Raw genomic sequence first — 23,220 nt, 5'->3', positions numbered from 1 at the left:
TATATGGAAGAAAATTACTACCCCTTTCTGGAAAAGTATGCGGAAAACCGCCATACCGAAGAAGAGCACCAGGCTTTTCTGATATGGTTCAATGCTATCTCCCCGGGTGAGGCGAGGAAAGTGATGGATCGTTACCAGCTTCTTTTAAATAATAATACCGAATCGGTTATTTTCGATAATCACGCAGATCTGATCGGGAAAATTGAAGCCAGGATCGATCAGCTTGATGCCGATGAAATTTTGGACAATGAAGAGGAAATCAAAGTTGTTAGTATTTGGTGGAATTTCCGAAGATTTGCTGCTGCCGCGGTGTTGGTGCTTATGGGCATCGGGAGTTATTATGTAGTTCTGCATAAATCAGTATCAAAAACTGAGATTGCCAGCGAGGTAGTTTCGACGGATGCCGCACCGGGAGGAAATAAAGCGATGCTAACACTGTCTGATGGATCGGTAATTAATTTGAATGAAGCAGTCGATGGGCAGATTGCCAGTCAATCCGGTATAAAAATTAATAAGGTGACGGACGGGCAGCTGGTTTATGGAAAGCAAAAAACAGGCGAACATCAGGTTCCAAATAAGTCTGGAATCTACAACCAGATCACAACACCGAAAGCAGGTCAATACCAGATCAGCCTTTCAGACGGTACCAAAGTTTGGCTGAATTCTTTGTCCTCCATCCGATTTCCCGCTGTTTTTAGTGCGGAAGAAAGAAAAGTCGAGATTACCGGTGAGGTATATTTTGAAGTGGCAAGTATGAGCCTTAATAACAAGCGCGTTCCTTTTCGGGTGGTTTCCAATAACCAGATGATTGAAGTAATCGGAACACATTTTAATGTAAATTCTTATAGAGATGAGTCTGTCGTAAAAACAACATTGCTGGAAGGCAGCGTAAAAGTTTCAACGATTGCAAACGGAAAAGTCTCTTTGGAAACTGTGAGGTTAAAACCGGGTGAACAATCTATTGTTAAGCCGAAACAAGCCGCTATATCAGTGGAGAAAGCTGATACCGAAAGTGCGGTAGCCTGGCAGAAAGGTTATTTCAAATTTAAAGATACCGATATTCAGGAGGTAATGCGCCAGCTTTCAAGGTGGTATGATCTGGATGTTGTGTATAGCGGGCCGCTTCCGCAGGACCAGTTTACCGGATATGTTTCCAAAAAAGTTGCGATTTCCAGTGTGCTGAATATTCTGGAAGAAGGTGGCGGAGTGAAATTTACTATAAAAAACAAAAAAGTGGAAGTTACAGCTCTGGAATAAAAAACTAGCCACATCGTACTACAATTCAAACCTTTTAACCAAAACATAAAAAATGGACGACAGCTGACGGAAGTTTGCCGGATGACCAAAAAAAACACTTCGGAGTGGAGTCCGAAGTGGAATCAGCCAAACTTGATTCCCTGGCAGGAAAAAAGTACAGCAGAAAGATTCAGGTTAAAAATCCAGCCCGGTATTTATTGCGAAACACGAAACATGTACAATTAACCTCAACAATGTAAAAGTATGAAATATGCTTTACTTTATCAATGCGGCTTTGCCCGCATAATTTCAGGCGGCGTCTGCTCAAAAAAGAGATCGCTTCCTGGAGGCTCAAAACTCAAAATAGCAAGAATTATGAAGCTCACCGCTTTGCTTTTTCTGGTAGCTTTTATGCAAGTCAGCGCGGGCGTATACTCCCAGACCGTTAGACTTAATGAAAATAATAGCAGTCTTGAAAAAGTATTTAATGAAATCAGAAAGCAAACAGGATACAATTTCCTGTACAACAACCGCTTGTTGAAAAATACCTTGCCGGTAAATATCCGGGTCAATGGAGAAGAACTGAAATCGGTACTGGACCGCGTATTCGAAAACCAGCCGCTGAGTTATTCCATTATCGACAAAACGATTGTTGTAAAAAAGAGAAAACCCACAGCTGAAACGAATGTACCTGTAAATACACAGGAAAGCCTTCCAACGGCTGTATTGGCAAAAAGTGATATCGGCCCGACAAGCCTTTTATCCAACAGAGTATCGGGATATCTGCTCACTGCGGTTGATGTCTCGGGTAAAGTGACGGATGATAAAGGTGAACCGCTTCCAGGCGTTAGTATTGTGATCAAAGGTTTGCCGCAAGGAACAACGACCTCCGCTGACGGAAGATTTTCACTTTCAGTTCCGGGTACAAGTTCGGTTTTAATATTTTCTTTCGTTGGATATTTACCGAAAGAAGTGCCGGTTGGTACTAAAAGCGTTTTAGACGTAACGCTTCTGGTTGATACCAAAGCACTGGAAGAAGTGGTCGTTGTCGGTTATGGACAAATGAAAAGAGCCGATCTTACCACAGCGCAAACTTCCGTTTCTGCAAAAGATATTGGAAGAACCGTTAATACCACGATTGAACAAGCCATTCAGGGAAGAGCGGCGGGTGTGTATGTTACGCAAAACTCCGGCCAGCCGGGCGGCGGTATTTCAGTTAATATCCGTGGTGTAAACTCCATTAGTGGAAGCAATGAACCGCTTTATGTGGTAGATGGCGTGCAGATTCCAGGAACTTCTGTTGCTTATGGTTCACAAAGTTCGTCAAATCCGCTTGCTGGATTAAACCCTGCTGATATTGAATCAATCGAAGTATTGCAAGGTCCTTCCGCAACGGCAATTTATGGCTCACGCGCTACAAACGGTGTATTGCTCGTGACGACCAAACGGGGGAAAGCAGGTGATACTAAAATATCATATGGTTATCAATATAGTGTGCAAACAGCGCCTGAGCCGCTTACCGTAATGAATTTGCAGCAATATGCGCAAATGGTGGGTGAGTATCATCAGCTCGCCGGTGGAAATACACCAGCAGAATTTCTCGATCCTTCTTTGCTGGGAAAAGGTACAGATTGGCAAAAAGAGCTTTTTAAAAGCGCGCCGATGAACAAACACCAGCTTAGTTTGAGCGGTGGAAATGATAAAACCACTTATTATTTGTCGGGTGAATATCTGAAACAGGATGGCGTTGCGCTGGGCTCTGGTTTCAACCGTTATGGTTTCCGTCTTAATCTTGATAACAAACCAAGAAAATGGGCGACACTTGGAGCAAATTTGAGCTTCAACCAAACCAATGATAACCTGACAACGAGTCAGGAAAATGTCATTGCCAGCGCATTGCAGTTAACGCCGCAAGTACCAGTAAAAAACCTGGACGGATCCTGGGGCGGTGGTGATCTTAATAACGGTGCCAACCAGTTTGCGCCTGTTAATCCGATTGCGATTGCAAACCTTACCACGAACAAATTGTTGAGAAGACAATTTTTGGGCGGGTTAAATCTGGGTATTGAAATTGCAAAAGGACTGAATTTTCGGTCTTCCTTTAATACCAATGTTGGCTATTCAAATTCAACTTATTACATCCCGACGTATTCAATCGGCTGGGCAAAAAATGTTTCAGCTGCGCTTACCAACGGCACGGGTGTAAATACGTATTGGAACTGGAATCAGCTTTTGGAATATGTAAAATCTTTTGGCAAACACAATATCAACGTGATGGTAAGCCATGAAGCACAGGAATCTGACTGGAAAAATGTAGGTGCAACCAGAACAGGATTTTTGACCAATGACATTCACGATCTGGCCGCAGGAGACGCGCTTACATCGAGCAACTCAGGCGGTTCGGGAAACTGGGCGATGGAATCGTATCTGGGAAGGCTTAATTACAATTATGCTGACAAATATATCGTAATGGGAACGGTGCGCCGGGATGGTTCTGCCAATTTTGGAGCAGATAATAAATGGGGCTTTTTTCCATCGGTTTCGGCCGCATGGAGAGTTTCACAGGAAGCGTTTTTCCATGTACCGGCAATCAGCGACCTGAAACTGAGATTTGAAACCGGAATCACTGGAAATCAGGGAGGAAGTGGCGGAATTTATTCTCCTATGGGGACTGGCGCAACGCCAACTTCAACAGGATTTCTGCCCACAAAATATAGTAATCCGGGACTTAAATGGGAAGAAACCAAAACGAATAACTTTGGTATCAACGTAGGTTTGCTTGATAACCGGATCCAGTTTGAGTTCGATTATTACGTCAAAAATACGGACAACCTTTTGATGGAAAAACCGCTTCCCTGGTATATGGGAACAAACGGAAACGGTGCAGTAGGCTCACCAACGGTCAACATTGGTGCGTTACAGAACAAAGGTTTTGGCTTTACGATCAACACGACCAACATCAACAAAGGTGGTTTCAAATGGGAAACCAGTTTTAACGTTTCAAGTTTTAAAACCAAGATCAAATCGTTCTATTCTGAAAACGCTTTCGTAGATCGTACCTCGTGGTGGATGCAGGACTGGACGCAGCGTTCGGAAGTGGGTAAAGCACCATGGCTTTTCAGAGGATACCAGGAGGAAGGAATCTTTCAGTCGATTCAGGAAATTGATGCCAGTGCGGTGCCGGTGGACAACAACGGAAATCGTTACCCGACGAATGTCGACAATATCTGGGTGGGTGATGTGAAATTTAAAGATCTGAACGGGGATGGGAAAATTGATGAAAATGACCAGACGGCGATCGGAAATCCATGGCCAAAAGCATTTGCCGGTCTGACTAACACGTTCTCTTACAAAGGGTTTGACCTAAGCGTTTTATTCACCAGTACCTATGGAAATGATATCTACAATTATCTTGGCAAGCTTAATACCAATGCAAGCAATATCAATCTGAGCCGTAATCTTCTGGTTCATGCGATGGATTATGCAAAGCCGATTACCAATGAATCTGGGGAAGTGGTACTGGCAAATCCGGGAACGGACGTGGCCAGAATTTCCAATGGACCAAACGGAAATTTCACACGCCACACAGACAAATGGGTAGAAGACGGTTCTTTTATCCGGCTGAAAAATGTGTCGCTGACCTACAATGTTCCTGCTGCATTTTTATCAAAACAAAAAATCGTAAGAGGAGCCCGGGTGAGTTTTGGTGCGCAAAATGTTTTAACGTTCACAAAATATACCGGATTTGATCCGGAGGTTGGAGCCTACGTGTCCCGAGATGCGAGCGCTGGAAATCAGGCGATTGGTCTGGATTATGGACGTTATCCATTAACTCCGGTTTATACTTTTAGTTTGGGTTTAGACTTCTAATTTTTGAAAAACATGAAAGCGATTAAACATATATACTACTGGATTGCGGTATTGATCCCGGTTTTTATTTTATCGGGCTGTAAGGAAGATTTTCTGGAAAGGCCTCCAACAGATTCGATCGTAGATGCCAGTTTTTATCAAACCGACGACCAGGTATTAGCCTCTACTGCGCTATTATATAGCAAAGTCTGGTTTGACTATAACGACAAGGCATCCTACAATCTTGGCGATTTTCGGGCGGGAACTGCGTTTTCTGCTTATAATGACCGGGGGAATGTACTTTTCAATACAACAGGAAACACACCTGAAAACGGTTCCGCGTGGCGATCATTTTTCATTGTAGTCGGCCAGTCAAATCTTGCGATCAATAACATCAACCAGTTTGCTGGAACAGCCGTTTCGCCGACTGTTAAAAAAATGGCTATTGCTGAAGCACGTTTTATTCGTGCACTGGCCTACCGTTTTCTGGTGATGAACTGGGGCGCTGTGCCGGTTATTGAGGATAATTTAAAACTTTTGTCAGATACCACCGTAACCAGAAATACGCCGGAAAGTGTTTGGAAATTCATAACCAGTGAAATGCGTTTAGCCGCAAATGATCTGCCTGAAACGCCGATCCGCCCGGGAAGAATTACAAAATGGTCGGCAGAAGGTATGCTTGCAAGGTTTTATCTGAATCGTTCCGGTGTGGAATCAAATGGATCCGGACAAAGAAGTCAGATGTTTTTGGACAGCGCAAAATATTATGCGGAACGGGTGATTACAAAGAGTGGAGCTTCTTTGATGAAAAACTATTCGGACCTTTTTCTTTTTCCTTATGATAACAACCCGGAATCTCTGTTTTCGCTGCAATGGGTGTATTCTCCCGGCGCATACGGAACGCAAAATACATCGCCTGCTTACCTGGCTTACAGTTCTGACATTGGCAACGGAGACGGTTGGGGAGGGGACAAAAGTGCAACATGGTGGATGATCAGCCAATATGACGGGATCAAAGCGACTGCGACCGGTATGCAGGGGAGAACGCTGGACCAAAGGTTGAAAGCGACTTTCATGCTTCCGGGTGCTTCTTATCCTGAGATCACCCAGACTATTCCGGGAGGAGAACAAAAGCTGATTTTTCCTTTCACAGGTTCAGATAATAATTTCCTTTCTATCAAAAAATACATCACCGGAAAAGCGAAGGATGTTGGTGGATTGGCAGCATCTCAAAATTATGGAAATGATACCTATATGATGCGTCTCGCCGAGATGTATTTGATTTACGCAGAGGCTGTTTTGGGAAATAATGCATCGACTACGGACCCGACCGCACTTGCCTATTTTAATAAAGTGCACATGCGTGCCGGACTCCCTGCTGTTGAAGATCCTTTAACTTTTGACGTGATTTTCAAAGAAAGAACTGTCGAGTTTGCGATGGAGGGTATGGCGTGGTACGATCTGGTTAGTCTTCATTATTACAACCCAACCAAGGCTTACGCTATTTTAAATTCGCAGGATCGTGGAATTTTCTTTACGGCACCGGATCAGTTTCCGAATCCGACATCCTGGACATTTACCAAAACAGCGTGGGCGACCAACGAGCGGACGATCATTGCGAACAGCGGAAATTTCCTTTTACCGATTCCTTCGGCGGAGTTGAGCCAGGCGCCTAATCTTCAAAAACCGGCGGTTGATTATTACAAAAAATAATTTCTGTTTTTGTATCAAAAAGAATCATTCAATGAAGACTATATATCAATTCACTGTGCTGTTCGCAATACTATGCGGAATGGCAGTTTTTACAATTTCCTGCTCGGAAGATGATCTGCCAAATGGCGGTGCTCCGAGTATTACCTATGTCCGTGTTACCAAACCTGAATCATCAGACTCGCTTTTGGTGGGCGCTTTTCAGGGAACTTTGATCGCGATTGTCGGGGAAAATTTACAGGACGCTTCGGAAATCTGGTTCAATGACCAGCGAGCCTCATTGACACCAACTTATGTAACGAGTAAATCCATTCTGGTTAGCATTCCCAGCGTTATTCCGAAGGATATCACGAACAAAATGAAGATCGTATTTTCGGGCGGAGCAGTTTTGGAGCACGATTTTAAAGTGCAGATCAGTGAGCCGGCCCTGGCCAGTATGGCTTGCGAATATGTTGCGGCGGGTGATGTTGCTACAATCAGCGGAGATTATTTTTATGAGCCTCTGACCGTCACGTTTGCAGGTGGGGTAAAAGGTGAGATTGTTTCGGTTGAAGCAAAAACGGTCAGGGTACGGGTACCCGCAGGAGCGGCGGCCGGACAAATTACTGTTACAACGAATTTCGGTGAAACAAAATCAGATTTCTGGTTCCGTGACAACCGCAATATTTTCCTGAGCAGCGATCCTTTTACAGGTTGGTGGAATGAGAAATATGTTGTTACCAAACCAGGAGAAGGTGATCCGGTGGCTATTAATGGGAATTATATCCGCGTAAAAGAAGCTATTGCCGGATGGGCCTGGAAAGAAGTTGCGGGCGGTCCGCCGGATGCCATGGGTGCTATCAGCAAAAATGTCCCGGATGAAGCCATTCTTAAACCAGCCGATTATAACCTGAAATTTGAGGTAAATACGGTGAAGCCTTATAATAACAACATGTTGAAAATCAATGTAGGATTGAGCAGTGATTTTGTGACGGACGCTTACCAATGGGCGCCGCCGTATGACACAAAAGGCGAGTGGAGAACAGTGATTATACCTTTTGAACAGATTGCTGCAAGCTACGAAGCGGCAGGTGTAAAAATGGCGGTAAGTCCGGCTGGCTATTACACCCGGTTACTATTTCACGGCGGCGGCGATCTTGATGCGGATATTTCGCTTGACAATTTCCGTGTGGTTCCAAAAACAATTAAAAAATAGCCCTAGCCAGATATCAACATGAAAAAAATAGATACCAAGAGGATTTTTTCAATCCTCTCCATGATCCTGTTTGTCTGTATTTTGACAGCCTGCAACGAAAATGAAGTCGTTAAAACTGATGAAGTGCAGCTTTTAAGTTTTGGTCCGTCCGGTGTAAAGCCCGGTGATCAGATCAGTTTTATCGGGACTAATCTTGATCAGGTTACAGCCATCGAACTGAAAAATGCAAGCGTGCCAAGTTCTGCTTTTGTAAGTCAATCTTCTGAATTGATTGTTTTGGTTGTACCAAATGAGACATCGGAAGGAACGGTTACTTTGAAAACTGCGTCGGGAGATATTGTGTCGAAAACAATTTTAAGTTTTGAGGTTGCCGTAAAAATTGAGTCAGTACCCGAATCAGCACGTCCGGGAGAAAATATTACCATCAAAGGTCAATATCTAAACTGGATCAAAGAAGTGCGTTTTGCAAAAGACACGGCGGTAATCCAGTTCGTCAGCCAAACTTTGAACGAATTGGTCGTAACGGTGCCTTTTGGAGCGCAAACCGGCCCGTTGATTTTTTCAGCAGGTGGTACAGAACCATTGACCATTGAAACGGAAAAGGATCTGGTGATTGCTTTGCCTATGCTGAAATCGATAGCACCAAATCCGGCTGAAAGAGAAAAAGAACTGACCATAACCGGTACAAATCTGGACCTGGTACAAGGGGTTTTATTAAAAGGTCTGACAGCACCAATTACTGAATTTGTGTCAAAAACCACGACGCAGCTGGTTTTGAAAATTCCTAAAACTGCGAATAAAGGAATAGTTACACTCATAGCATATTCCGGCATCACCATAGAATCCGCTGATGCTTTAAAATTCGTTGGCGATTTGCCTGATCTTGCTCCTTTGAAATACGCGATTTATGAAGATGCCATAATAAATGGCTGGTCAAACTGGGGGTGGGGAAGTACGGCGGATTTTGCCAGTACTGCCAATGTTCGCGATGGTAATGATGCTGCAAAAATGACTTTCACTGGTGCCTGGGGCGCATTAAAATTTGCTGGTGCAAGTGTTGCTACCACCAATTATTCAGAGATAACTTTTTCAGTTTATGGTTTGGCCGGTACGGATGGAATGAAACTGAATGTGGTTGCCAACACAGGAAGTCCCTATTCAATCGTTTTAAAAGAAGGCGTATGGACGGAATACAAACTTAGTAAATCAGACCTTGGAAATCCTGCAACAATTACAGAATTAATGTTCCAGGAAACCGGCTGGTCAGGCTCTGTTTACCTTGATCACATCGGTCTCAGATAACAAACCTTTACCTTGTCAATAAGTGAATAAAAGGTATGCGATTACCTTTTATTCACACTATTCCTACGCCCTTACCAAATTTTAATTGCTGGATTAAACTGAATTTATTATGCTGGTTACAAAGCAATATTTTTCCCGTATCGTTCTGATGATATGGATAATGCTTGTTACTTTTTCCTGTAAAAGTACAGATGTAATTTCTGGTGATCAGGAAACAACAGAGCAGGAGATTAAGCCTGCGAAAGATCCGGAAACTGCAAAAACCATGGGGTTGTTTTTGGATACATGGCTGCCAAAAACTTTTCAAATTCCTGGTTTTACGGAATCTGACATTCCTGCATCAGGAGCTGTGACCGTTACTGTGGATGCTTCGGAAGTTATCACAAAAATCCCGCTGACCAGTTTTGGACATAACGCCAATACCTGGATGACGCCGATGGTCACAGAGCCTGTTTTTATGAACCATATCACCAATCTGAAACCCAATATTATCCGTTTTCCTGCCGGTAGTGGAAGTGATGTTTATTTTTGGAATGCAAAGCCCGGCGGTTTACCGGCCGATGCGCCACTTCTGCTTACTGACAAAGATAATGTGAAGAAAGAGCCGGGTTATGGTTTTGGAAAAACAAATGACAACTGGCGCGCTTCACTGGATAATTATTACGATATGTTAAGCCAGAGCAACAGTAAAGGCGTTTTGACGATGAATTACGGGTATGCCCGTTATGGTACAAGTGCGGATCCGGTGGCGACTGCTGCACATCTGGCCGCAGATTGGGTACGTTATGATAAAGGACGGACGCAATACTGGGAAATTGGAAATGAAAATTATGGCGATTGGGAATGGGGATACCGGATTGACCTTTCGAAAAACAAAGACGGACAGCCGGAATATTTAACGGGAAAACTATATGCTCAGCACTTTAAAGTCTTTGCCGATTCGATGCGGAAAGCTGCGGCGGAAGTGGGGGCAAAAATAAGTATAGGTGCGGTGATGTATGAATCAGTGCCTGAATCCTGGCAAACCAATACCGTTAAAACATGGAATCAGGGAATGCTTCCGGAAGCAAATAATCAGCCGGATTTTTATATTGTCCACAATTATTTTACGCCGTACGAAGAGAATTCAACGGCCGCGGTCGTGCTGGGTGCTGCGCTTTCTCAGCCTGCGAAAATGATGAATTATGTTACCCAAACGATAAATGCAAATGGTGCAGCAGTCAAACCAATTGCGATGACGGAGTGGAACATGTGGGCAAAAAGCTCGAAACAACAGGTTTCCAATGTGAGCGGTGTTTTTGCTGCACTTGTTGTAGGCGAATCACTTTTAAATAAATATGGTTTGGCAGCCCGGTGGGACCTGCTGAATTATTGGGCGGAAGGGGATGACCACGGGCTTTTTAGTGATGGAAACGAGCCAAATGTTGCAAAATGGACACCCAGACCTTCATTTTATTATCTTTATTTTCTTCAAAAAAATATGGGTGACAGACTTGTGAAATCTACGGTGCAAACAGGAAACACAGCTATTAAATCGTACGCATCCACGTTTGCATCGGGAGAAGCCAATGTGTCACTTATCAATATTTCAGCTTCTGTACAGACGGTCGAGGTAAAGTTTGACAATCTTAAAAAAGGCGACCGTTTTTATTGGTATAGTCTGGAAGGAAGTAATGACAATGGAGAATTTTCCAGAAAAGTGATCATCAATGGTTCTGCACCGACTGGCATAGCAGGTGGTCCCACAGATTATGCAACTTTAAAAGCGAAATCAGCTTTGACTAAAAATGGTATCAAAGTGACGGTTCCTGCGAGGGGAATGGTGAGTGTCGTTGTTGGGAAATAAGGTTTACAAATTGTTTTCTTACCCGTCGGATGGCGAAAAAAGCCATCCGACGGGATGCTTCGTCCGACGTTTTTTTACCGTCGGACGAATAGAAAACAATTCTAATTGTTAAAGATAAAACTTACCAATCAAGATTTCTTTTTTCATCAGTAGCTGTCAGCTCTGTTTTTTTAGGTAAAAACGCTAGAAACAATATAAGGTCATCCGCAATTCTGGGAGGGAACATGGCTTTTAAGTATCGTTTTTCTCCATTAAAGTAAATGACCATCGTGTACATGACACCGTCGGCTCCGCTGGAATCATTGAAACGTAAATTCCATAAATTACAGTTTTTAAGAAGCATATTTAACTTGTTGTACAGGCTATCAGTTAATGTGCCTGTGTAATAACCCTTTTTTGGCCAGCCGGGAGAACTATAACCAGATGGATTATTTTCAAGATAAATATTTTTTTTATTATCAATCTGGAACACTAATATTGAACCTCCAAGTGACGATTGGAACACTATTTTTTCAAATTTAATTTTATTATCCACCAGATATTGTCGTTTTTTCAATGTCAAAATGGATTTGTTCTGAAAAAGCTTTTTTGAAAAATCAGAAGCCGGTTTTAACACTAGAATCGAATCATTGACAGAAATAATTTTAAGATCGTAACGATCAATATACTGAACACGAAAGTTTGTCCGTGAGCTGGTGTACCTCCATTGAAAGCTGAGTGTATCGCCATATACCGAAAGATTATAGCGACCTTTTACCAGCATTTCATTCGAAAGCATATTATTGGACGCTGAACTAAGCGTATCGCTAATCTCTACAAGTTCTTTGTCAAAACTAATCCACTGACCTTTTAATTTTGAATCCTGGGCACAGATGCTGATCGGTATTAGTGAGGTAATTAAGAGTATTGCGCTAATGAGAATTTTTTTGATAAAATCAGGTGTGACAATGTTCATATGTTTTCGATAATGTAGTAAGTAGATTAAGTCTTTACCAGCTTGTTATTTACTTAAAACCGATCAACTGATATTTCAACCTGAACGAAAAGAATGTCATTAGCGATTACACTCATTGGTATTTTGGCCTTAATTGTGCTCATCTCGATTGTCCGGTTAAATACTTTTTTGTCTTTTCTGGCTGTTACGGTGGGTGTCGGTTTAGCGCTCGGACTTACGGGTTTGGATATTGTTGATTCTATTCAAAAAGGAATCGGCGGTACCTTAGGATCGATTACAGCCATCATTGCGCTGGGAGCTATGCTGGGTAAATTGGTCGCTCAAAGCGGTGCCGCTGAACGAATTGCTTTCAAATTAATCGAATTTGTAGGGACTTCCAACGCACGGTGGGCCTTTATGATTACCGGGTTCATTGTAGGTTTGCCGTTATTCTATTCAGTCGGATTTATGTTATTGACGCCTGTTGTCATCACTGTTGCCTATCGTTACAAATTGCCAGCGCTGTATATCGGTCTACCTATGTTGGCATCTTTGTCTGTAACTCAGGGCTATTTACCGCCTCATCCGGCTCCCTTGGCCATTTTGAAACAATTCAATGCATCCATGGGCACGACGCTTTTTTACGGGATCATCGTTGCTATACCCGCCATATTAGTATCGGGAGCATTTTTTGGATCAACATTAAAAAAGTATACAACACTTCCCAATCCTGCATTCATTGCCCCGGACCTTAAATATGATAAAACACCTTCAACCTTCATAAGTTTTTTTTCGCTGCTACTACCGTTGGTTTTAATTGCTGCCAGCGCGGTCATCACTCCTTTTTTAACAGATTCGTGGATCAAAAAAACATTGCTTTTTACGGGTGAACCTGTCATAAGCATGTTTCTTGCTGTGCTTGTGGCCTCTTTTACCCTTGGTTTGCGGCAAGGGAAATCTATGCAGGAAGTAACAAATCTTTTAACCGATGCTGTTAAGGATGTAGCCATGCTTTTCCTTATTTTCGGCGGTGCAGGTGCTTTTAAGCAGGTTTTAACGGATGGAGGTGTAAATCAGTCGATTGCCGATATGATGGAACATTCAACATTGCACCCCTATGTTTTGGGTTGGGGAATGGCTGCGCTTATCCGCGTTTGCGTAGGTTCGTCAACTGTTTCCGGCATAACGACCGCCGGCTTTATGGCTCCATTGCTTATTTCAACCGGTGTGGATCCGAACCTGATGGTTTTAAGTATTGGTGCCGGTAGTATGATGTTTTCTCACGTAAATGATACAGGTTTCTGGCTCTTCCGGGAATATTTTCAGTTGTCAATGGTAGACACGCTCAAAACGTGGTCCGTTATGGAAACTTTGGTTTCGGTAACCGGATTGGCGGGTGTCATGGCACTTCATTGGTTTCTGAATGCATTTTGACTCATTGAAAGAATTCGCGCAACGATCGAAAGCAAAGCAAAAAGAATGTCTTGAAATTAAAATAGAAATCCAATATTTGTTAATTTTAGTCGACTATTCAATAGAAATTGTCTAAATTGAATTTAAAATTGTTTTCTAACCTCTCCCAAAAAAATTATGAATGTCTTATTTATTCAAGCTAAAAAGTTTTCCCCCTGTTGCGGTATTCCTTTGTCTTCTTTTGATGATTCTTTTCCAAACAACTTAATTCAGTATTTTATCGATTGAATTTTTAAAAAAATATAAGGGCTGATAATTTAATTCGTGCTACTACGGAATACTTCAATTACAGTAATTGAGGCTTAAATACTACTATACGCTACACTTAATGAAGTTTCTTTTTTGAGCACAATCTGAGATTGGCTTTGCCATTTCCTTGTAAAATCAATATTCTTTTACAGATTTTGAGCATTGGGGAATTAGTTATGTACATAGCAAAAAAAGTATAAGATTCAGCATGAAAATCAAATATTCAAGTCGTATATTTTTTTAATTATTTGACATACAGGTATTTGTAGTTTTAAGTAAATCATTTTTTCTTTATTTAAAACCAATATCACGAAGGGTTTTTTATTAAATAAGAGGACTCAATATCAAACTTGGTATCTTTTCGAAAGATACTCTTAAAATCTCCGGAATGAAGATTCATAGAATATTGTCATTACTGATCATATCAATACTGATATTATCTTACTTTATACTGATCATCAAAAATTCTGTTGATATACCAAATGGTGATGATCTTTTCTGTTTGATGTCATTTACTCAGCAATTCCAGGATGCAGCAGGTTGGAATGAGCGCTTCCGGTTGCTTACCGAGCAATGGGTAGAGCACCGGATCTTATATTCGAGATTTGCAGCATTAATATCTTACTGGATTACAGGAAATGTAAGTTTCATTATTGTCATTGTAATAGGCAATTTATTTCTCGTTGGGCTTACCGTGCTTTTTGGTAAAATATTGAAGAAAACAGGTCATTCAATGTACTATCTCATACCTGTAACGCTCATACTTTTCAGTCCGATCATGTATGAAGGTAATATCTGGGCCGGTGCGAGCACTGTGTATATGCCTGTATGTTTTCTGGGGTTGCTGACGTTATATTTACTTGTTTATCAGCCCAGAATGGGATTTTTGGTTGCTTCGGTCTGTGCACTTGTCGCTACTTTTTCATTTGGGAATGGAATGTTTTGTTATTTAGCAGGGGCTGTTGTCCTTATCTATCAGAAAAGATATAAAAATCTGATGATTTGGACTGGAATGGCTTCCCTGGCCATACTGCTTTATTTTAACGATTTCAGGGCATCAAGCGCTACAAATGCATTTAGTTTTGCCACTCATTTTCAAAAGCCAGCGTATTTACTTTACAACTTGTTCGGTTTTATTGGGGGTATATTTGATTTTATGGAGAACGTAAATACGCCTCTTATCAAAGAGAATATGCCTGCAATTTTGTTAGGCGCGGCTTTTACAGGTTTTATTTTGTATGGAGTCTATCAATTTATTTTACAGATAAGGTCCGGAAATAATGCCAAAGAAAATAACCCAAAACTGCTCTGGATCGGTATGGTAATCTTCATTGGGGTAACCTCACTTGCAATGGCATATTCGAGAACCTCGGGTGAATCGATGAATACTTTATCAAGCAGATATAAAATATATTCAATGATTGTATTCATCATGGTATACCTTTATTGCCTGATGTTTTTTAAAAAGAAAGTATTTACAGGTTTATTTTTTGGAGCCGCAAGTCTGATTTTACTCGTATTGAGTTATTATACCAATTACCAAAAAATGGCCAATTACAAATCCGTATTTTTGTCGGGCCTGTACAACTATAATGTAAATAATCATTGGATTATTTATTGGCAAACTTCTTACTACGAAGGCGCAAGCAAGGTTTTGAGCGATATGATTAAATCCAGTAAGAATCCTGTATACACTTTTAAGGAAGTCTTTAACGAATTAAACTACGAGTCACTCAGAAAGGCGAGGATTAATAATAATATAAAAATCACAGAAAATATTGACTCCGCAGGCACGGCTGTAAAATCCTTGTCGGTCTATTCTGATGAGTATCCATCCATCTCAAACTTGCATAGTGGCATTTATGTAGTTGTTTACAATAAAAAAAATATAATGCTTTTTGCAGCTAATCCTGCCAGGAACGGCAGACTTAATATGCTCACAACCGGGAGTTATTTTAAAGGCGGATTTACGTTAGAACAGGACTTTAAGAGACATTTGGATAAAGGAGTTGAATATAATATAGCCGTTTTTTGTCCTACCGAAGTAGAGAAAATTCGAATGGTTAATTATAAACTTAAAGGATAAAATGCTGAGCCTGGTATTTTGGGATTTTACTTTACAGGCCGTTTTACTATCCCTGTATCAAACAAACCGCTAGCTATTTTATGTATGAATGGTTGCAGAATTTCGACTATCGGATACAAATCAGCTGATAGGTATTTGTTTCATGTTACTAACCAGTCTGTTATGGCCTTGCTTACCAAAATTAACTAGGTTATGAAAGCTGCATAACATGATTGTGCTGACGCCTGGCTTTTATGAAATTAATTTAAATCAATATAGAGCGTAGATTTTATAATCAGAGCTACCCTTTCTTCGGAGGTACAAATTGTAATTTATAGATCCGTTTTTTACTAATGAAAAAGACCATCCCAAATGATTTTGAGATGGTCTTTTCAGATTTATACCTGACAGGGAATTTCAGAAGATGTTATCCGATCACTTTTTTCAGGTTTTTGTAACACAATTCAACCGTGTCAAAAGTAGGGGCAAGGTCGTATTCAACAAAGAAATATTGCAGACCGGCAATCTTGGCTGCCTCAAAAATTCTCTGGAATTCTACCACACCGGTTCCAACTTCGGTAATAGTCTGCAAATCTTTTTTGATATCCTTTACATGCCACAACGGGAAACGGCCGGGATGTTCTTTAAACAAAGCCACAGGATCTTTTCCAGCCTTTGTTGCCCAGGCCAGGTCAAGTTCCATTTTTACCAGGTCTTTATCGGTTTGAGAAAGTACAAGTTCGTACGCCGTTTTACCTCCTTCCACAGGATCAAATTCAGTTGCGTGGTTATGATAAGCAAAACCGATTCCGGCTTTTTTACTGGCTTCTCCTGTTTTTTGAAATACTTCAATAGAGTTTTTAACCTCGTCCATAGTACTCACGGGCGTGCTTGCACATACGAGATATTTCAATCCTCCTTCAGCTGCGTCATCAACCAATTGTTGATAATTGTCACGAAGATTCATCATGGTTGGAATTGTAATTGGTTTCCCGTCAGCACCCACGGGCATTTTACCACCTTTTGGCATTTTGAAAGGAGCGCCTAAGGCATGATGTGCGCGCCATTTCATGCCCAGATCTTCCACAATTTTTTTGAATTCTTTTGGCTTGTATCCATAATAACCGCCCCTTGTGCTGAAAGCGGATTCAATTTCCTTATATCCAATGGAAGCAATTTTTTCAAGCGTTGCTTTCGGATCATTATTCATTTTTTCAAAGACTGTAAACAACTGGATACCAACCGGCTTTTCAGCTGCAAATAAATCGGACAAACCTGAGGCATTTGATAAGTATGGTATAGCAAGGCTGCCCGCGGTAAGTGCAGCAGCTTTTTTTAGAAAATTTCTTCTGTTATTATGCATACAAGATAAATTAGAAAATTAATATTTGATCTTTCAGCTTACTGCTGAAATTTAATTTTTGAAAAAGATAACAGAGGTTCAATCGCTTTTGCAGAATCATTTTTAAAGACAATATAGATATCATGCTTGCCCTCTGTATCCTTGATTTTAATTTTAACCGGCGGTCTGGCAAACGGATTCCTTGGCTTTGCGACTTCGCCGGGTTTGGCATTCTTTTTCTCGCTTTCCATTTCTGCCATTACTTTGGCAACGTCAACTTCGGGTGCGATTTCAACTTTTTCCGTTCCGACAACCGGACCAGTCGGAGAGTCAAGTCTTACCTCAACAGTTCCGCCGACACTGCCTTCTCTTCTTTGTGCCGAAGCGTTTAATTCAAGTTTGTTGATACCTGCCAGATCTATCTGTTTGAATCCAAGATAACTTCCGTTAAAAGCAACTACACTGAAACCCAATCCGGCTACGCCCAATGCTTTTAGTTCTGCACCTTTTACAATGGGAGCTTCTGCTGCATTCATTTCCGGACTGCGCAACACGATCATTTCTTCGGAAGTTTGGGCCGGAATTGTTTTAGCTCCTGTCACCGCACGGTCTGTAAATGCTGCCCGGATAATGACAGAACCTTTCCCGTCATCACCTTTCGGGATTTCCGGCTTGTATTCTCCTTTGACAGGAAGCGTGCTGAGCGTTTTATCGGTACTGTTCAAAATGTATTTGACAATCACTTCCGCGTCTGCAACGGGAAGAGCCGGATGAGCCGCCATAGCCACTTCTCCCCAAACCCCAGAACCGCCTTCACGAACTTTTTTAACGAGTTTTTCCAGTGCTCCGGACTGGCCTTTGTACTTATTGGAAACATCCGCAAATGAAGGTCCAACGGATTTTGTATTAGGTTGATGACAAACTTTACAATCACTTTTGCTCATTAAAATCTGGGCAACTGCAAATTGTGTGGAAGCATCCACGCTGCGCTGACTTTGCGTAACTTCGGCATAATCAAATCCTTCCGACGTATAATCGATACTCACAGCGACTTGTGATGGTTTGATTTTTCCGTCCGTCAAACTGCCATCTTCTTTGTCGTTAACATTGACCGCATAAGCGATCGGTTTGCCGGAAAAGAAGAATGTTTTGTTTCCCGGAAGATCGATGGAAACCTGCGGAGGTTCATTTCCGGCAACTATTTTAATGGATTGTGAATTGCTTGCGCCTTTGGAATCCGTCACGGTCAGACTTGCCGTATAAACGCCTGATTTGTCAAATGAAACCATCGGATTTGCAGTAGCAAAAGTTCTTGGAGCAACACCGTTGCCTGTTATTTTCCAGCTGTATTTTAAAGCATCACCGTCAAAATCCTTCGTTCCTTCGGAAGATAAATTTGCTTTGAAAGGTACTGTTCCTCCTTTTTTATCCGTAGAAACCTGAACGATCGGTTTTCTGTTTCCTCCGTTATATTCAATCCGGATCAAACGTGAATTATCACTTTTTCTAAACCAGTTGCTACCGTATTCAAGAATATACAAATCGCCGTCCGGGCCAAATTTTATATCAATTGGCTGAACCGGGTGATAGGAGGGAAGTACGCGCTCCATCGAATCATAATCACCGTTTTCTTTCATGCTGATGGCCATAATCCAGCCCCTTGAAAAATCAGCAGCGATCCATTTGTTTTCGTAATAAGCAGGCCATGGACGTTTAGGATTTACAAAATCAGATTTGTGATAAACCGGTCCACCCGTGGCACTTCTTGATCCTGAACCTACCAACGGAAACTTTTCAGAAACACCGTATGGATAATAAATAAAGTTTGGAGCCGTTGGCATCAAATCTTTTAATCCTGTATTGTTCGGAGAATTATTGACCAAATGCAGCGGATCTTTTTTCTCCAAAGGCTTATTGGCAGCATAATCATATACCGGAAAAGCCTGATTATCGGCCACAAACCATGGCCAGCCAAAATTTCCCGGTTTTCTGGCCTGGTTCATTTCGTCATAACCTCTCGGCCCGATTTCCGAATCTTCGTTTGCATCCGGTCCGACTTCTCCCCAATAAACATAATTTGTTTTGCTGTCCACCGAGATCCTCCATGGATTTCTGTGTCCCATGGAATAAATTTCGGGTCTGGTTTTGGCCGTTCCTTTTGGATAAAGATTCCCTTCCGGAATGGTGTAAGTTCCGTCTGCTTCCGGATGGATTCTAAGAATTTTTCCTCTCAAATCGTTTGTATTTCCGGCGTGTCCCTGATCATCCCAGCTGCTTCTTCCTTCACGTTCGTCGGTTTGTGCGGCCTTTTGATTTCCGGTGTTGTTTCCAACGGTCAGAAATAGATTTCCTGCTTTGTCCCAGGTCATCCCACCGCCGGTATGGCAACATACTTCGCGTTGCGTTTCTACTTCCAAAACTACTTTTTTGGAACTTTCAACCAATTGCTCCTCTTTGATTTCCCAACGGGTCAGAATGTGTTTTTTCTCAGTTGGATGAGCGTAGTACAAATAAATCCAGTGATTTTTTTCATAATTCGGATCCATTGTAAAACCCATCAGACCTTCTTCCGCTTCTCTCACAACACCTTCTGCACTGGTATATTTGGTGTTGACCGGGATGGTGGCGATTAAATCTGTAGATTTGGTGGCTGCATTATATTTTTTCAATGCACCTTTTCTTTCAATAATGTAAGCAGAACCGTCTTTCAGGACTTCGAAAACCATGGGTTCGTCCAGGTTATCAGCGATTACAACGGGTGTGAACCTGCTTTCATCTGGTTTAGGCTGACTGTCCTGCGTTGTAAAGGCGGCCAGAAAGGCCAGAGAGATAATCTTTAATGAGATTTTTGAAATTTGTAATAGTCGTGGATAAGCTGCGGATGGATCAATCATATAGTTAGGTTAATAAATACCTTGAAATATAATAATATTTTAAGAAAAATTAGTTAAAAGCGAAGAGATGTCGAATATTTCTATTCGACACTCTTCTTTCCATCCATCAAATTAAAATTCGTAGGCGAGTGAAAGCCAGAAGCTTCTTGGCAAAAGAGTCCGCCCTGCCATCATTGTTCCTTTTTCCACTGCTGAGAAGTTACGGAACTGATCGCCGCGTACATCCCCTTCGGTAAGTACTCTGGCATTAAGCAAATTGTCTACCCAGAATCTTGCATTGATATTTTTTGTGAAACTATAACCAGCTCCACCTTTCATTAAAGCATAAGCAGGTAGTTTGTAGCTATCGCTAGGCGCTGTAAAACGGCTTCCGATATAACTTCCTGCCAGATAAATGTTGAATTTTTTGTAATCGTAAGTAGCAGACAATTCCGTATTAAGAACCGGCACACGTTCTGTTCTTTTTCCTGTAAAACTGTACGTAGTATCACCCAGAATCGCAACAATAGCTGAGTTGGTGTTTGTGCTCGCCGAATAATCGGTGTACTTGGAATCCTGTATTGTTCCTGTCAAGCGCAGATTAAGCGATTTGGTAACTTTGTAAGATGCTTCAAATTCGGCACTAAAAGTTCTGGTAGATCCAAAAGCAAGAAGCGTCTGGTTGCCGGAAGATACCGTTGGAACAGTGATGGAAAGTGACACATTCTTGATCGCCGAATAACTTCCTGATGCAAAAAGAGAGAAATTGTTCTTGGCATATTTGTAACCAAGCTCAGCGAGATAAACCGGACGTTTTTTGATTTTGGCAGGATCATATGCTGTTGCGTTATAATCTGCAATGTTTGGTGCGTTGTAAGCACGGGTTGCTCTTGCAAACAACGCAGCCTGGTTATTGATCTTGTAATTCAAACCGGCCGTTGCTGCCCAGTTGGTTGTGGTGATCGAGTATTTCGTATAATCAGCAATAATTAATGTAGATGCCTTTGTATAATCTGGTGTTCCATCTGCTTTGTATCCATAAAACGGACGTTTTCCATCCACATTCTGGTTGTCAATTCTTGCTCCCAAATCAAGTCTCCATTTTGGATTCAAAGTAATTTCATCCGAAGCATAAGCAGATACTGTTCTTGTATTTCCGATAACAGTTCCCAAAGTAAGCGGTGTAATTTGTGCCGCGGTTGGTGACGTTATCAGTCGTCTTGCACGTTCTTTAAATTCCTGAACATAAGAGAAATTGTAATTAGGTCCGTCATTTCTGTTGTACTGATGAATACCTCCGCCAAAAGTCAGACTGTGATTATTCATATTTCTTTTGAAATCAACATAATCGATAATCTGAACATCTTTTAATTGTTGGGTTACACCTGTAACATTGACAAGTCTGTCGCCCGCTTGTAATGAAGCAGCAGTTCCATCAAGATAATAGTATTGTGTAGTTCCATTGTACGCTACATTACTGGCAGGAATTCCGGCCGTAACGTTCATGTTGGTATGCTGGTAACGGAAGTTGTTATTAATTTCCCAACCTTGATCTGTTGTGTAATTAAACTGGAAACCACCTTGGCCTTGCTTTGTATGCATTCCGTCAGACATATCATAATTTCTGGTTACGCCATCAGCGCTTTTGTAACTAAATTTTGTATCAATAGTTGCCAAAGACTGACTTACCATATCAAATGAACTGCTTTTCGTAGGTTTTCCTGTGCCGTCATAAGGGTAATAACTGGTAAGCATCCATTGTACTTTATCGTTAAGATATTTTCCATAGACCCGAACAAATCCTTTCTGGTTTTTGAAGTTATACGTCATGTTTCCTTTCAGCTGTCCACCCTGATTGGCAGTATAACCCGGAGAAACAATTCCCTTATCAGTTCTGTAAAAACCACCAATGTTATAACGGATGTTGCTGTTTACTTTTCCACCCACGTTGCCGTCCAAACGATATAACCCCTGAGATAATCCGGTAGTTGCTTTAAACTTGCCGTAGGTTTTCTCAGCACCCGTGTAACTTAGATTATTTATAACTGCACCCGGCGTATTAGCCATAACGATCGAAGCATTTCCACCTCTTACAGCTTCAATATTACGTATGGTTAAATCTGTCTTATAATATTGATCCACAGAAGGAAGTGAATTGTAACCCGTCGGCAAAACTGGTAATCCGTCTTCCATAATCCCAAGGAATATGTAACCACCCTGCTGAGGAAACCCGCGAACCCAAACATTTCCCGGTCCGTCGCCACCTGTACTTTCTACGGTCAAACCTGGAATTGCTTTCAAAAGATCCGTGCTGTTCAGCGGCGCTCTTGTTTGGATATCTTTATTATTGATCGTCGTAATTGCAACGCTGCTTTCGATTTTCTTTTTAGGATTTCCGCCTGTTACAACAATTTCCTGCAATTGAAGTATATCGTCTTTTAATTCTACATCAACCTGTAAATCGCCACCGATTACCTGGATTTCTTTTTTGACACTAGTAAATCCAATACTACTAATTGTCAGCGTGTAACTTCCTTCAGGAATATCTACAAATGAAAACGCACCGTTGATATCCGTTACGACGCCATTACTTTTATAATTCAAAAGCACTGTAACACCACCCAGCGTTTCACCTTTACTATCTTTGATTTTTCCTGAAACGGTAAAATTGGGCGCTTTGCTTTTGACAGAAGAAAGAGATTGCGCTCCATCCTTTGAAGTCCTGCTGATAATGATCAGATTTTCAGTAACTCTGTAACTTAGGTCAAGCGGTTTCAGTGTTTCGTCAAGTACTTTATATAGCGGCTGGTCTTTAACGCTTACGTTTATTTTGCGTTCTCCTCTGATAATTTTGCTGCTGAAAACAAACTTTCCGCTAATCTGTTTTTCAATATTTTGAAGTACATTTTCAACTTCTTTATTATTCAGGTTTACACTGATTTTCTTACTTAATAACGTCTGGGCATTTCCTTCCGTCGCATTGGCGTTACCCAAAGCCCATATTGCAATAATAACCTGATAGAGCGAGATACGCATGGCTCTTAGAATAACTTGAAAATTACACGCTTCTTTCATACATTTGAAATGTTTTATTGAGGTTAGATTTGGTAAAACGATCCCCTGCATCCTTTTTGCGAAGGATGTCA

Annotated in this window: 12 protein-coding genes; 8 read left to right on the top strand and 4 right to left on the bottom strand. The window is 41.5% G+C overall.

Features of this window, described 5'->3' with window-relative positions:
- The first annotated feature begins 3 nt into the window (after window positions 1-3).
- The 6 genes from FZF08_RS00900 (at window position 4) to FZF08_RS00875 (ending at window position 11,138) form a co-directional block, all read left to right on the top strand.
- Window positions 4-1,257 (top strand): FecR family protein, encoded by a 1,254-nt coding sequence (locus FZF08_RS00900; RefSeq protein ID WP_159466740.1) that lies wholly within the window; start codon window positions 4-6, stop codon window positions 1,255-1,257.
- A 243-nt stretch (window positions 1,258-1,500) separates the two neighbouring features.
- Window positions 1,501-5,106 (top strand): TonB-dependent receptor, encoded by a 3,606-nt coding sequence (locus FZF08_RS00895; protein WP_229216373.1) that lies wholly within the window; start codon window positions 1,501-1,503, stop codon window positions 5,104-5,106.
- A gap of 12 nt (window positions 5,107-5,118) precedes the next feature.
- Entirely contained in the window at window positions 5,119-6,798 is a 1,680-nt protein-coding gene (locus tag FZF08_RS00890) for a RagB/SusD family nutrient uptake outer membrane protein (RefSeq protein ID WP_159466739.1), read from the top strand.
- A gap of 31 nt (window positions 6,799-6,829) precedes the next feature.
- Window positions 6,830-7,990 carry a glycan-binding surface protein gene (locus tag FZF08_RS00885; RefSeq protein ID WP_159466738.1) on the top strand — a complete coding sequence of 387 codons (1,161 nt, stop codon included), beginning with the start codon at window positions 6,830-6,832 and terminating at the stop codon, window positions 7,988-7,990.
- Window positions 7,991-8,008: 18 nt separating this feature from the next.
- On the top strand, window positions 8,009-9,292 hold the full coding sequence (locus tag FZF08_RS00880) for a hypothetical protein (protein ID WP_159466737.1): 1,284 nt from the start codon (window positions 8,009-8,011) through the stop codon (window positions 9,290-9,292).
- A 109-nt stretch (window positions 9,293-9,401) separates the two neighbouring features.
- Complete coding sequence (locus FZF08_RS00875) at window positions 9,402-11,138, top strand: alpha-L-arabinofuranosidase (RefSeq protein ID WP_159466736.1); 1,737 nt, start codon at window positions 9,402-9,404, stop codon at window positions 11,136-11,138.
- Between the two features lie 121 nt (window positions 11,139-11,259).
- On the opposite strand, the gene FZF08_RS00870 is transcribed toward FZF08_RS00875, so the two are convergent.
- Complete coding sequence (locus tag FZF08_RS00870) at window positions 11,260-12,093, bottom strand: hypothetical protein (protein WP_159466735.1); 834 nt, start codon at window positions 12,091-12,093, stop codon at window positions 11,260-11,262.
- Between the two features lie 93 nt (window positions 12,094-12,186).
- On the opposite strand from FZF08_RS00870, the gene FZF08_RS00865 reads away from it, so the two are divergent.
- Window positions 12,187-13,506 carry a gluconate:H+ symporter gene (locus tag FZF08_RS00865; RefSeq protein WP_159466734.1) on the top strand — a complete coding sequence of 440 codons (1,320 nt, stop codon included), beginning with the start codon at window positions 12,187-12,189 and terminating at the stop codon, window positions 13,504-13,506.
- Window positions 13,507-14,182: 676 nt separating this feature from the next.
- The gene (locus FZF08_RS00860; protein WP_159466733.1) at window positions 14,183-15,880 is read left to right on the top strand and encodes a hypothetical protein; all 1,698 of its coding nucleotides are present in this window, start codon (window positions 14,183-14,185) and stop codon (window positions 15,878-15,880) included.
- 406 nt (window positions 15,881-16,286) lie between these two features.
- Here the strand turns inward: FZF08_RS00860 and FZF08_RS00855 are convergent, their stop codons facing one another.
- The 3 genes from FZF08_RS00855 to FZF08_RS00845 form a co-directional block, all read right to left on the bottom strand.
- A complete protein-coding gene (locus tag FZF08_RS00855; protein ID WP_159466732.1) occupies window positions 16,287-17,222 on the bottom strand; it encodes a sugar phosphate isomerase/epimerase in 936 nt (311 codons plus the stop codon).
- 38 nt (window positions 17,223-17,260) lie between these two features.
- Window positions 17,261-20,095, bottom strand: coding sequence for a PQQ-dependent sugar dehydrogenase (locus FZF08_RS00850; protein ID WP_159466731.1), 2,835 nt, complete (start codon window positions 20,093-20,095; stop codon window positions 17,261-17,263).
- A 111-nt stretch (window positions 20,096-20,206) separates the two neighbouring features.
- Window positions 20,207-23,149 carry a TonB-dependent receptor gene (locus FZF08_RS00845; protein WP_159466730.1) on the bottom strand — a complete coding sequence of 981 codons (2,943 nt, stop codon included), beginning with the start codon at window positions 23,147-23,149 and terminating at the stop codon, window positions 20,207-20,209.
- Between the last annotated feature and the right edge of the window lie 71 nt (window positions 23,150-23,220).

Origin of the sequence: Dyadobacter sp. 3J3, from assembly GCF_009801115.1 — a bacterium.
In the GTDB taxonomy this organism is placed as follows: domain Bacteria; phylum Bacteroidota; class Bacteroidia; order Cytophagales; family Spirosomataceae; genus Dyadobacter.
The sequence above is the reverse complement of the archived record's forward strand: the minus strand, read 5'-3'. Positions and strand labels throughout refer to the sequence as shown.

Excerpts from the sequence above, each read along its gene's own strand:
- FZF08_RS00865 (WP_159466734.1), top strand. The coding sequence starts at position 12,187 with ATGTCATTAGCGATTACACTCATTGGTATTTTGGCCTTAATTGTGCTC.
- FZF08_RS00890 (WP_159466739.1), top strand. The coding sequence starts at position 5,119 with ATGAAAGCGATTAAACATATATACTACTGGATTGCGGTATTGATCCCG.
- FZF08_RS00845 (WP_159466730.1), bottom strand. The coding sequence starts at position 23,149 with ATGAAAGAAGCGTGTAATTTTCAAGTTATTCTAAGAGCCATGCGTATC.
- FZF08_RS00875 (WP_159466736.1), top strand. The coding sequence starts at position 9,402 with ATGCTGGTTACAAAGCAATATTTTTCCCGTATCGTTCTGATGATATGG.
- FZF08_RS00850 (WP_159466731.1), bottom strand. The coding sequence starts at position 20,095 with ATGATTGATCCATCCGCAGCTTATCCACGACTATTACAAATTTCAAAA.
- FZF08_RS00880 (WP_159466737.1), top strand. The coding sequence starts at position 8,009 with ATGAAAAAAATAGATACCAAGAGGATTTTTTCAATCCTCTCCATGATC.
- FZF08_RS00895 (WP_229216373.1), top strand. The coding sequence starts at position 1,501 with ATGAAATATGCTTTACTTTATCAATGCGGCTTTGCCCGCATAATTTCA.
- FZF08_RS00860 (WP_159466733.1), top strand. The coding sequence starts at position 14,183 with ATGAAGATTCATAGAATATTGTCATTACTGATCATATCAATACTGATA.
- FZF08_RS00885 (WP_159466738.1), top strand. The coding sequence starts at position 6,830 with ATGAAGACTATATATCAATTCACTGTGCTGTTCGCAATACTATGCGGA.
- FZF08_RS00900 (WP_159466740.1), top strand. The coding sequence starts at position 4 with ATGGAAGAAAATTACTACCCCTTTCTGGAAAAGTATGCGGAAAACCGC.
- FZF08_RS00855 (WP_159466732.1), bottom strand. The coding sequence starts at position 17,222 with ATGCATAATAACAGAAGAAATTTTCTAAAAAAAGCTGCTGCACTTACC.
- FZF08_RS00870 (WP_159466735.1), bottom strand. The coding sequence starts at position 12,093 with ATGAACATTGTCACACCTGATTTTATCAAAAAAATTCTCATTAGCGCA.